Origin of the sequence: Bifidobacterium scaligerum (assembly GCF_002802865.1) — a bacterium.
GTDB classification, from domain to species: domain Bacteria; phylum Actinomycetota; class Actinomycetes; order Actinomycetales; family Bifidobacteriaceae; genus Bifidobacterium; species Bifidobacterium scaligerum.
In genome coordinates this window covers 111948-124557 of the sequence record NZ_PGLQ01000003.1, presented here as the reverse complement: position 1 = coordinate 124557, position 12610 = coordinate 111948, and the positions used below count along the sequence as shown (strand labels likewise).

At 60.6% G+C, this 12610-nt stretch carries 8 protein-coding genes; 5 read left to right on the top strand and 3 right to left on the bottom strand.

All coding sequences use genetic code 11. The features are described from left to right. Positions 1-9: 9 nt before the first annotated feature. On the bottom strand, positions 10-1032 hold the full coding sequence (locus CUU80_RS06355) for a LacI family DNA-binding transcriptional regulator (protein ID WP_100496602.1): 1023 nt from the start codon (positions 1030-1032) through the stop codon (positions 10-12). Positions 1033-1590: 558 nt separating this feature from the next. On the opposite strand from CUU80_RS06355, the gene CUU80_RS06350 reads away from it, so the two are divergent. From CUU80_RS06350 to CUU80_RS06330, 5 genes are all read left to right on the top strand, one after another. Next, positions 1591-2916: an ABC transporter substrate-binding protein gene (locus tag CUU80_RS06350; RefSeq protein WP_100496601.1), complete on the top strand. Its 1326-nt coding sequence runs from the start codon at positions 1591-1593 to the stop codon at positions 2914-2916. Positions 2917-3210: 294 nt separating this feature from the next. Continuing rightward, positions 3211-4137, top strand: coding sequence for a carbohydrate ABC transporter permease (locus tag CUU80_RS06345; RefSeq protein WP_100496505.1), 927 nt, complete (start codon positions 3211-3213; stop codon positions 4135-4137). A 20-nt stretch (positions 4138-4157) separates the two neighbouring features. Further along, complete coding sequence (locus tag CUU80_RS06340; RefSeq protein ID WP_100496504.1) at positions 4158-4976, top strand: carbohydrate ABC transporter permease; 819 nt, start codon at positions 4158-4160, stop codon at positions 4974-4976. Between the two features lie 2 nt (positions 4977-4978). Then, positions 4979-6955 (top strand): glycoside hydrolase family 127 protein, encoded by a 1977-nt coding sequence (locus tag CUU80_RS06335; RefSeq protein ID WP_100496503.1) that lies wholly within the window; start codon positions 4979-4981, stop codon positions 6953-6955. Between the two features lie 386 nt (positions 6956-7341). After that, the gene (locus CUU80_RS06330) at positions 7342-8184 is read left to right on the top strand and encodes a YggS family pyridoxal phosphate-dependent enzyme (RefSeq protein WP_100496502.1); all 843 of its coding nucleotides are present in this window, start codon (positions 7342-7344) and stop codon (positions 8182-8184) included. A gap of 89 nt (positions 8185-8273) precedes the next feature. Here the strand turns inward: CUU80_RS06330 and CUU80_RS06325 are convergent, their stop codons facing one another. Then, complete coding sequence (locus CUU80_RS06325) at positions 8274-9287, bottom strand: ribose-phosphate diphosphokinase (RefSeq protein ID WP_100496501.1); 1014 nt, start codon at positions 9285-9287, stop codon at positions 8274-8276. Between the two features lie 171 nt (positions 9288-9458). Beyond that, a complete protein-coding gene (locus tag CUU80_RS11100; protein WP_165775866.1) occupies positions 9459-12278 on the bottom strand; it encodes a zinc ribbon domain-containing protein in 2820 nt (939 codons plus the stop codon). Positions 12279-12610 lie beyond the last annotated feature (332 nt).

The window sequence follows — 12610 nt, the reverse complement described above, 5'->3', positions numbered from 1 at the left end:
TTCAACGGCTCAGTCCAGCGGCAGCGTGGACTCGCGCTGGATGAGACGGCAGGGCATGTAGTCCGTACCGTGATGGGGATTGCCGTCGATGGCATCCATCAGGTAGCGGGCGGCGCGGCGGCCGATGAGTTCGGTTTCGTTGTCGATCGAGGTCAGTGCCGGGCGTGAGCTTTTGGTGAGTACGTCCCAGTTGTCGTGGCCGATGACGGCTACGTCGTCCGGGATATGCAGCCCATGCTGCTTGAGTACGTCAATGCAGCCGCGGGCCAACTGATCGCTCTGGCAGACCACGGCATCGAACTTGACGCCCTGATCGAGTAGCAGACGGGTGGCGGCGCGGCCCCAGCTTTCGTCCCACTTGCCGTAGCGAATCGGCCCGGCAGGCTCGATGCCCAGTTCGGACAGCGCCTCAAGCGCGCCTTTGGTGCGGTCGGTGGCGGCGGTGTAGGTTTCGTCGCCACCGATAATGGCGATATGCCGGCGGCCGCAGGAGATGAGATGGTTGACGGCCATACGCCCGGCGTCCACGTTGTCACAGGTCACGGAACAATCGTCGGCATCGGTGGAGGGACCGTAGACATAGACCAGTGGCACACCCCAGTCTCGGCCGAGCGAAGGTCGGGGGTTGGTTTCTCGCTGTACGATCAGCAGTCCGTCTACCTTCAGTGAGAGCAGCTTCTCCACATGCTGGCGTTCGAGGGCGGCATCGCCGCGGGCGTTGGCCAGCAGTACGGATGTGGATTGTGCGCGCAGCTCGTTTTCCGCGCCAATGAGAATAGGTGTGGAAAATCGGCCTTGCAGGTCGGAGGTGACCAGGCCGATGAGCCCGGATGTGCCGCGGACCAGCGATTGGGCCAGTTTGTTGGGGGAGTAGTTGAGTTGACGGGCGGCGTCCAGCACGCGCTGTTTGGTCTCTTCGCTGATGCGGGGCTTATTGTGCAATGCTTTGGAGGCAGTGGCCAGTGAAACGCCGGCCAGCGCTGCAACATCCTCAAGTCGCGCCGAACGTCCGGTAGGTGCCTGAGCCATCATCATGCCTCGATTCCTCGTTGTACTGCTGTAATTCCAGTGTGTGCGTAGGTTATCGCTGCGCACTGGTTCGGGGCACTCCAAGAATACCGGATGTGCTGCGGAAAGCCAGTTGCGTGGCGAGGTTGCCATTCAAGTACATCGCTGTGCTATATCGCATTGTAGCGCAGAGTGCGAAAACTTTTCGCAAAGTGTGTTTGTGTGTTGTTGTTTATAACGAAATGATAACAGAAATGTTTGATTTTTCAAGAAACGAGTGAAAACGTTTGGTTTCTGTAAGGTTTTGTTTGTCTTGTGAGACACGCCGATAAAACGTTGAAAATAGGCCGATTTTAGTGGTGATTATTTGCGGGCTTGATGTATCGAACCTGTTCGATGTGCGAAAGAAAGAGAAAATGCGAAAGCGCTTTTGCAAAAACGGCGAAGTTCGTTTATATTGAGAAAAGGCTTTCGCAGAGTTTCGTTCTACCGAGGAGGATGGGGCGGACGAGCGAAGGACCGGAGGCGGAAACTCCGCCACCGCCTCTCAGAGATGAGCGGAACATTTTAGAGAAAGAAGCGATTATGTCCTTCAACAAGGTCACTCGTGCACTCGCCGGCATCGCAGCCGCCGCAATGCTGATCCCGCTGGCCGCCTGCGGCGGTTCTGGCAGCAGTGGTACCGCCTCCACCGAAGGCATCCCGGCCAAGGGCACCGACGACGGCACCGAAATCACCCTGTGGACCCGTTCCCCGCTGGAACGCCAGGCCAAGAACGTGGTTGAGGCCTACAACAAGAGCCACAAGAACCAGGTCAAGCTGGAGATCATCCCGAACGACGATATGGAAGGCAAGGTCGGTGGCGCTTCGCAGACCGACTCCCTGCCTGACCTCCTCGCCGGCGACGTGGTCCGTATTCCGTACTGGTCCTCCGAAGGCATTTTCGCTGATCTCACCAAGCAGATCGACGGACTCGACAACCTCAAGGATCTTCAGCAGGGCCACATCGAGGCCGGTACGGTGGACGGCGCCAAGCACACGCTGCCGTTCATCACTGATGTTTCCGTGATGGTCTGGAACAAGAACCTCTACAAGGAGGCTGGTCTCGACCCGGAGCAGGGCCCGAAGTCCATTGATGAGTTCGTAGAGCAAGCCAAGAAGGTCGCCGCTCTGAACAAGACCGACGTCGCTGGTTCCTACCTTGCCGGCCAGTCCGGTGGTGCATTGGTGTTCGACCTCTTCCCGTCCGTCTGGGCCGATGGTGAGTCCGTCATGAACGATGACGGCACCGAGGCCACCCTGAACAACGACTCCATGAAGGCCGTTCTGGACGCCTACAAGGAGCTGGCCAACACCACCAACGGCCTCGGCGCAGGCTCCAAGGAGGAGACCGGTGCCACTTGGACCGCTCCGTTCGCCAACGGCAAGATCGGTGTGATGCCTTACCCGAACACCGCCACCACCGCGCTGTTCGAGGCTGAGAAGGATGGCGGTTTCGAGGTCGGCGTGGCCCCGATCCCGGGCACCAAGGAAGGCTCGTCCTCCACGTTCCTCGGTGGCGACGCCATGGGCATCTCCAAGGACTCCAAGCATGTCGCTCAGGCCTGGAACTTCCTCTACTGGCTGATGCAGTCCGACACCCAGAAGGAAGTCTTCGCCGATCAGGGCGACACCGCCTCCAACGTCGAGACCCTGAAGACCGCCTACAACGACGCCGATCCTCGCGTCCAGACTATCAACTCCGTGATCATCGACGGCAACGGCAAGACCCCGAAGTCCCCAGCCTTCAATGAGGCCTTCAACGCCGCCGGCTCCCCGTGGCAGCTGCTCGTCCAGAACGCCGTTTGGGGCAACGGTGACCTGAAGTCCGACAACCAGGCTGTGACCGACGTTCTGTCCGCCCAGTGATTCGGCTGAATCGCGTCCAATAATCATCGATAGCTGAACAACGGTTCCCCTCGACCCACTTCAGGCGAGATTGAGGGGAACCGTCACCCGCAATCACCAGTGTTGGTTTTCCTGACTGTGGTCTGCTGCCAAGGTCGATTCCGGTTTCCTGTAGTACTCTCCTTCCTTTCTCCTTCACAGGAATCGGCCTTGATAACGGATTGCATTCATCCTTGCATCACGCGAATCGCATCCGAATTATCGATCAGTGTCCGATCGTTTGGTTCCAACTATTTCCCCACAAAGGAGTGAAACATGTCGAGTGTTTCCAAGTCCGCCGCGGCCGTGCCCGAGCACAAGTCCACGGCAAAGGCCCAGGCATTCCGGCGCGGCATTATGTACGCGCTGCCTGACTGGGTGATGATCATCGTGCTGTTCTTCGTGCCGATCGTTTTGCTTGTCATCATGGCCTGCTCCCGCTGGAGCCTGCTGGGCGGCAACCGCGGCACCAATTTCCCGGACAACTTCGTCAAGGTATTCCAGCACAAGCTGTTCTGGCCGTCGATCGGGTTCACACTTGAGTACACCGTGATCGTGACGATTTTCCTGCTGGTGTTGGGCCTCGGCATGGCGCTGATCGTGCAGGAATCCACCAAGTGGAACAACGTGCTGAGGACCTGCTTCCTGCTGCCCTCCGCAACCGGCCTGGCCTCCGCATCCCTGCTGTTCTACGCGCTCTACTCGCCGCAGGTCGGACCTGTGACCAAGATGCTGTCCGCGCTGGGACTGATGCAAGACGGCGGCTCCGTGCTCGCCACCGGACAGTCTGCGCTGTGGGCCACGATCATCGTGATCGTCTGGCGCTTCTCCGGCTATTACATGCTGCTCATGATGATCGGTCTGCAGGCCATCCCCGGCGATCTGTACGAAGCCGCCCGCATGGACGGTGCCGGCACCTGGCGCATCTTCCGCTCCATCACCCTGCCGCTGATGAAGCCCACCATCGTGATGTGCCTGGTCTACTGCGTCACCGGCTCCATCCTCGCCTTCGATCAGTTCTTCATTCTGACCAAGGGTGGCCCGAACAACTCCACCATGACCGTGGTGCAGCTCATCTACAACTTCGCCTTCGATTCCAAGAAGGACCTCGGCATGGCCGCGGCGCTCTCGCTGATCGTGCTCATCGCCCTGGTGATTATCAACTCCATCCAGATGCGCGGCATGCGCGACAACACCAAGTGAGAAAGGGGAGGTAATTCATTATGACTACCCCATTGTGGAAGCGTGTCATCGCTCGTGTGCTCGAAGGCCTGCTGGCCCTGATCTTCATCAGCCCGCTGATCTGGGTCGTGGTCTGCTCCTTCAGTCCGCAGCCCGGTTCCGCCCAGTCGAAGGGCTGGGGCGTGGCCAACTACCTGACGCTGTTCGGCTATCAGGAAGGTCTGCCGAAGTACCTGTTCAACTCCATCGTCGTTTCGCTGGTCGCCGTGGTGTTCTCCGTGGTGGTGTGCACCTTGGCCGGCTACTCCTTCTCCCGCTTTGATTACCCGGGCCGCAACCTCGGCTTCATGGTGACCCTGTCCATCCTGATGGTGCCGTACGCATCCCTGCTGATCCCGCTGATGGTGTGGTTCAAGGACATTGGTCTGAACGATACGCTGCTCGGCGTGGGCCTCGTGATCACGCTGTTCCAGCTGCCGATGAGCACCTTCATCATGCGCAACGCCTTCGATGCCATCCCGAAGGATATGGAGGAGGCCGCCATGGTGGACGGCTGCAACTCCTTCCAAGCGCTGTTCAAGATCCTGGTCCCGGTGGTCAAGCCCTCCATGGTGACCGTTGGTCTGCTGGCCTTCCTGGAAGCATGGAACAACTTCATGATTCCGCTGTACTTGAGCTCCTCCGCCAAGTCCACCCTGCCACTCGCGATGGTGAACATGCGTCAGCAGACCATGGGCGTCATCGACTACGGTGCCACCGAAGCCGGCGTCGTGGTCCTGCTCATCCCCTGCGCCATCCTCTTCCTCGCACTTCAGAAGTACTACGTCAAGGGCTTCATGGCGGGCGCGGTGAAGGGATGATCATGAAAGTAACGATTACCTCTCCGTTCTGGAAGCAGCGTCGTGACCAGATCGTCGAATCGGTGATTCCGTATCAGTGGGGCGTGATGAACGACGAAATCGATACCGTCGTTCCGGACGATCCCGCCGGCAACCAGCTCTCCGATAACAAAAGCCATGCGGTCGCCAACCTGAAGGTCGCGGCCGGCGAACTTGACGACGAGTTCCACGGCATGGTCTTCCAGGATTCCGATGTCTATAAGTGGCTGGAGGAGGCCGCCTACGCGCTGGCCTACCATCCGGACCCGGAACTGCGGGCCCTGTGCGACAAGACCGTGGATCTCATCGCACGTGCACAGCAGGAAGACGGTTATCTGGACACCCCATACCAGATCAAGTCCGGCGTCTGGGCCGATCGTCCGCGCTTCAGCCTTATCCAGCAAAGCCATGAGATGTATGTGATGGGTCACTACATCGAGGCTGCCGTGGCCTACCATCAGGTCACTGGCAACGAGCAGGCTTTGGATGTGGCCCGTCGTATGGCCGACTGCCTCGACGCGAACTTCGGTCCCGAGGAAGGCAAGATTCACGGAGCCGACGGCCATCCGGAGATCGAGCTGGCTCTCGCCAAGCTGTATGAGGAGACCCATGAGGAGCGCTATCTGAAGCTTGCCCTCTACCTCATCGACGTGCGCGGCCAGGATCCCGAGTTCTACGCCAAGCAGCTCAAAGCCATGCACGGCGACAACATCTTCCCGGACCTCGGCTTCTACAAGCCCACCTACTTCCAAGCTGCGCAGCCTGTACGCAATCAACAGACCGCTGACGGCCATGCCGTGCGCGTCGGCTACCTGTGCACCGGCGTGGCGCATGTCGGCCGTCTGCTTGGCGACGAGGACCTCATCGCCACGGCCAAGCGGTTCTGGAAGAACATCGTCACCAAGCGTATGTACGTGACCGGTGCCATCGGCTCCACTCACGTGGGCGAGTCGTTCACCTACGACTACGATCTGCCGAACGACACGATGTACGGCGAGACCTGCGCCGCCGTGTCCATGAGCATGTTCGCTCAGCAGATGCTTGACATCGAAGCCAAGGGCGAATATGCCGACGTGCTGGAAAAGGAGCTGTTCAACGGCTCCATCGCCGGCATCTCCCTGGACGGCAAGCAGTACTACTACGTCAACGCCTTGGAATCCACTCCGGACGGCCTGGCGAATCCGGACCGTCACCACGTGCTCTCCCATCGCGTGGACTGGTTCGGCTGCGCTTGCTGCCCGGCGAATATCGCACGACTCATCGCCTCCGTGGATCGTTACATCTACACCGAGCGCGATGGCGGCGCGACCGTGCTGAGCCATCAGTTCATCGCCAACACCGCATCGTTCGATTCCGGCCTGAGCGTTGAGCAGCGTTCCGACTTCCCGTGGAGCGGCCATGTGGAGTACACGGTGGGGCTGCCGACTTCCGCGGCGCTGAGCTCGGTACGTTTCGGTTTGCGCATTCCCGGTTGGTCGCTGGGCTCCTATGCACTGACGGTGAACGGCAAGCCCGCCGCCGCCGAAGTCGAGGACGGATTCGTGTATCTGGTGGTCAACGCCGGCGACACGTTGGAGATCGCCCTTGATCTGGACATGTCCGTGAAGTTTGTGCGCGCCAACTCCCGTGTGCGTTCTGACGCTGGTCAGGTAGCCGTGATGCGTGGTCCGCTGGTCTACTGCGCGGAGCAGGCGGACAATCCCGGCGACCTGTGGAACTATCGACTGGCCGATGGCGTACGTGCCGCCGATGCCAAGACCGAGTTCAAGTCCGACCTGCTGGGCGGTGTGGAGACGATTGCGCTGTCTGCCGTGCATATGGGTGAAGACGCGGAGGATGCCCCGTTATATGCTCCGGCCGATGACGAGCCCGCCACTGAGCCCGCCACATTGACGCTGGTGCCATACTATTCATGGGCAAACCGTGAAGTAGGACAGATGCGTGTGTGGCTACGCCGTTAAGCGGAAAGCCCGGTGGGCTTTTCGTAGGCGTAGCCTGAGCGAGGCGGTAGTCCGAGTGAAGGTTGGATTGAGTCTCGCGCGTGAGTGCGAGTCGGTGATTGCTGGGCCGGAGGAATGCCGTTAAGCGGAAAGCCCGGTGGGCTTTTCGTAGGCGTAGCCTGAGCGAGGCGATAGTCCGAGTGAAGGTCGGATTGGGTCTCGCGCGTGAGCGCGAGTCGGTGATTGCTGGGCCGGAGGAATGCCGTTAAGCGGAAAGCCCGGTGGGCTTTCCGTAGGCGCAGCCTGAGCGAGGCGATACAAACAAATAGGAGTCTTCCGTGAACGTTCACGGAAGGCTCTCGCATTTCCGGGGTAAGATGGGGTCTCGATTCAGCGGGGAGAACACTATGACGGCTTATATGGACCATAAGGATCTCGCAAACGAGGTCATTGATCAGTCGCGCGCACAGGAGATTGCAGACGGCGTTCATAAGGTACTGGACCGCATCGCGCAGGCGGAGGCGTCAGCTGGCCGCGAGCCCGGTTCGGTCAAACTGCTGGCGGCCACCAAAACCCGTGATGTGGGCGAGATCATGGCCGCGATCGACGCCGGCATTCATATGATCGGGGAGAATCGTCCGCAAGAGGTCACGGTGAAGGCACCGGGGCTGATGCGTCTGCTGGCCGATCGCGGCATTGCGTTGGGCGTCGGCGGCGACGATGCAGTGGCGGCGGCCGGTCATGCGGTTGCCGGAGCTGCGGATCATATCCCGTTCCATCTCATCGGCCAGCTCCAGTCCAATAAAATCGGCAAGGTGCTGCCGGTGGTGAACACCATCGAATCCGTGGATTCGATTGAACTGGCGGAGAAGATCGCTCGCCGGGCCACCATGCATGGCATCACCGTAGGCGTGCTGCTGGAGGTTAACGAGTCCGGAGAGGAATCCAAGTCCGGCTGCGCGCCAAGCCACGCCATCGATTTGGCCCAGCGCATTGGTGCCATGGGCGGTCTGGAATTGCAGGGTCTCATGACTATCGGTGCCCATGTGGACGATGAGCGCACCATCCGCGAGGGATTCGCCCATCTGCGCCGCACGCGCGATCAGATTTTGGCCTCGGGCGCTGAGGGTACCGCCAATTGCAAGGAACTGTCGATGGGGATGACTCAGGACATGGCCTATGCCATCGAGGAAGGGTCCACCATTGTGCGCGTCGGCACCGCTATTTTTGGCGCGCGTGCGTTTATCTGAGTGCTGCCCATAAGATACAACAATGCCGCCAAGCTGAACTCTTGGCGGCATTGTTGTAACGCATATTGCATGTGATCACGTAAGTGCAATCACGCGTAGATGTTGCGCGGACGCATATCCTCTGGCAGGCCTTCCAGCAGAATGGCCACGGATCCTTCCTCGAATACGGAACGAATGCCGGCGGCCAGCAGAGGTGCCACGGACAGCACCGTCATGTTCGGCAGACGCTTGGATTCGGGAATCGGGACCGTATCCATGAAGACGATTTCATGTGCGCCGCATCCCTTGAGCCGCTCCACGGCCGGACCGGAGAGCAGACCGTGAGTGGCCACAAGCGTCACCGACTTGGCACCGGACTCGTTCAGTGTACGCACGGCCTCGCAGATGGTGCCTGCGGTGTCGACCATATCGTCGATGACCACGCAGTCGCGTCCGTTCACGTCGCCGATAATGCCATGTGCCTCGGCATGGTTCGGGCGGGTGATGTCACGCTGCTTGTGGATGAAGGCCAACGGCAGATTGCCGAGCTTGGCAGCCCACTGCTCGGATACCTTGATGCGGCCGGCATCCGGGGAAACGATAGTGGTGTTGTTCAGATCGAGTGCGGTGCGCACGTAATCGAGCAACACCGGCATGGCGGTCAGATGATCGACCGGGCCGTCGAAGAAGCCCTGCTCCTGAGCGGCGTGCAAATCAACCGTCATAATGCGGTCCGCGCCCGCGGCTCGGAACAGGTCGAAGATCAGGCGGGCGGTGATGGGCTCGCGGCCGCGGTGCTTCTTGTCTTGACGGGAATAACCGAGGAACGGTGCCACCACAGTAATGGAGCGTGCAGAAGCGCGCTTCAAGGCATCGATCATGATGAGCTGTTCCATGATCCATTTGTTGATGTCTTCCGCGTGGCATTGCAGTACAAACACATCTGCACCGCGCACCGGTTCGGTGAACCGTACGTACATCTCCCCGTTGGCAAAGTCGTATGACGTGGTCTCCAGGATTTCCGTTCCCAGACATTCGGCCACTTTCTGAGCCAGCTCGGGGTAGGCACGGCCCGTGACCAGAACGAGTCGTTTATCCGGAGTGCCTTCAAGAATCGCCGACATGCGTTCGCATCCTTTTTCAGTCGCTGTGTTGATTTACGCCTTACCCAGTGTACAAGCACCCCGCCGCAGACGGTGCCGCGGCGGGGTGCTTGTGTGTTATGGACGTCGGTATGGTGAGGAGACCAATCGCTTGGCCATCTCAATTCCGCCGACGATTATCGGCAAGAGGGATCAGTATGAGCTGCTGCTCAGGTCCACGGTCACCTTGCCATCCTTGATGGTGAAGTTGCCGTCTGCCGAGAAGTAGTTCCAGTCATCCTCGGACTCCCAGCCGTCGTAGTAGTGGTACTCGTACTTCACGGTCACCTTGCCGTCGTAGTCGGTATCGTAGCTACCGTCCGAAAGCGAGATGTAGTTCACCTCGGGATAGGTGTCGATGGACCAGGAGAAGTTGCGGTACTTCTGGGAGTTGTAGGTGGAGTAGCTGAACGGGCAGCCGGACGGTTCAGCCTCGGTGGACTCGGCGCATTCGTCCAGCTTGGCGTCCACTGCATCCTGGATGGCGGAGGTCAGCTTGTCCGTGGGCTGGACGTCCAAGGTGCCGCTGTTGCCGTCATTGGTGTTGACGGACACGGTCTTGGCGCTGTAGAAGTCGGACTTCGGCACGCCGACCTTGTAGATGCCCGGGTACACCTTGAGCTGGTAGGTGCCGCTGTCCTCGGCGTCGTTGTTCGTCGCGTTCTTGGCGGTCACCTTCACACCGTTGACGGTGATGCCGTCGGGAGCGTCGGAGGCGTAGACCGAAATGGTCTTGACCAGCGGCTCGGCAACGGTCCAGTTCTTGAAGATCAGGAACTTGCTGCCGTTGGCCACCATCTTGATCGAATCGGTGGAGACCTCCTTGCCGTTCAGCGTGTAGGTGAGCTGAGCGGTGACGGTGCCGTCGGAGTTGTTGGTGGTCTGGGAGATGCGCGCATTGGTGATGCGTGTGTTCTCACCGGTGGAGGCCTTGGAGGTCAGCAGCACGCTCTGGGCGGCGTCCACATGCGGGTTGGCGATGGAGCTGGCCTTGTCGTAGTCACCCGAGGCGATGGCTGCAACATAGTTGTTGGCCACGCTCTTCGCGCTGAAGAGCGAAGAGGACAGCACGCCGTAGACGATGCCGAACACCACCAGAAAACCGGCGATCGCGCCGCCGATGATGAAGTACTTCTTCTGCTGGGCGGTCATGGCCGTGGCACCGGCATCGGGGGCGGCCATCGGAGCCGCGCCGGGAGCCGTGGGGGCGGCCATCGGAGCGGCGGGAGCACCGGGGGTGGCCGGAGCGGCCGGAGCGCCGGGGGCCGCCGGAGCGGCACCGGCAGACGGTGCGCTGGTGCCGCCAGCGTATGGCTGGGCGCTCACACCGGCCGACGGAGCGCCCCAAGTGGGCCACTTGCCGAACATGCCATCACTGGCATGGATGTAATCGACCACCTGCTGCGGAGTGGCGCGGACGGTGCCGCCCACGAGCACGGGCCAGAAGCCCGGCATGGAAACCACCATGGTCGGACCGAAGGTCAGAGCCACGACTTCGACCAGGAATGCCCAAATGCCCATGACCAGGAAGTACCACAGGGCAGGTCCGATGGACATGGTGTGAGACATGGTGTAACGCTCGGAAAGCGGCTCAAACAGCAGGCTGGCAATCAGCCAGAACACCATCACGGCCACCGGGGACTTCCAGCTGTGAATCCAGCCCATGTAGGCGCGATCGTAGAGATTGCGGGCAGAGGTGCGCAGCGCCACCACGAACGTGACCAGCACGAACGCGACGAACAGCAGCCAGATCGGCCATACGGTCGTGTTGAGGTTCACGCTGAACAGGCTGGCATCCTGAGGAAGCTGACCGGACTGCGATATGGTCATGGCGCCGAACGTGGCCCACGTGAAGTAGAAGCTGCCGAGCATCATCAGCGTGACGGGGAAGGTCAGGATCATGACGCCCTCTCCGCCGGAGAAGGCGGTGACGAACAGCGCCACCAGACCGGCGAGGAAGAACAGCGCCAGCTGGAAGGCCAGCACGGCGGTCACGGTGCGGACGAAGCCGCGCACGCGATGAGCCCACTGCCAAGCCGCGCCGAACACGGTCTTGGAATCAGGGGCGTACTGGGCCAGTGCATAGCCGGCCAGCGCGCCGAGGGCGGAGAGCAGGTAAGCCATGAAGAAGGTGCGGATCGTGGCGCCGGAGTACTTGGCCACGATGGTGGAGCCGTCGGCGATCGGTGCTGCGGCGATGGCCGCGAGCAGCGTGATCACCACTGCCGGCAGCAGTGCGGTGATAAGGCCGGAGATCAGTCCGGTGTACTTGAAACGAGTGCTCTTGGCGCGTGCGAACATGTATGCGCCGAAGGCGGTGCCCACCAGCAGCGCCACGCCGGTCAGGCCCAGCGGGAAAGAGGTCATGTTGGAGGCGTCCAGGCTGGTGTAGCTCGTGTCGATGATGCCGTAATGCAGACCGCCGCCCAAGCCCATGGCCAAGGCCAGGAACAGGAAGTGGAAGAAATTGATGCCGTTGCCGGAGACGAACATGCCGTTGAGGGCTTGGCCGATCGAAGAATCGGAGGTCACCGAGAACGACGACGAATTATAGGAGTTCATCGCGATGGCCGGGAACAGCGACAAAACGAGCGCTGCGCCGAAGCCAATGGCGGCGGCGATGCCGATGGTCTGCATGTTCGGCGCGCTGAAAAGCTCCTTGGCCAGCGGGCTTGCGGCAACAGGCTGTGCCGGGCCGGGCTGTGCCGGGGCTCCCGGAACCGGTGCGGGCTGACCTGCGGGAGCCGCGCTTGCGGCAGGCTGCACAGGAGTCGGAGCCGGGGCGGCAGGAGCGCCACCCGGCATCGGAATCGAGGCCGTGGGCGCAGGTGCCGGGGCCGCGGAAGGATTAGGAGTCGGTGCAGGCTGCGCCGGGGCAGCCGTTGCCGCCGATGCAGAGCCAATCCGACCGCCGCAAGCTGCGCAGAACTGCGCACCTTCGCGGACGGTCGCACCACAGTTAGGACAGAACATAAGTCCCCCTTCTTGGTTTTTTCTTCTTTCACGCACCATCATACGAGCAAACGCATCCTAAATGTTGAGTTTGGAGTCATAAATAAGGTGAGCTAGGCCTGTTTGCCGACGGTCTGACGGACAGTATCGTGTGCGGGCCGTCAGATGTTTGCCGAACGTTTGCCGCAGCTCCAACCACACGCTGCATCGTGTCCCGCCCTATATATAGGCTGTTCAAGTTGCCCGAAGAGCGGCGAGTGGTGCGATGGGTGCGTTTTACGCATAATTCGGCCGGTTGCTGGGAGGGCACACGCATACACACTCCTGCCACGGAAGGTCCGTGGCCGATAGTC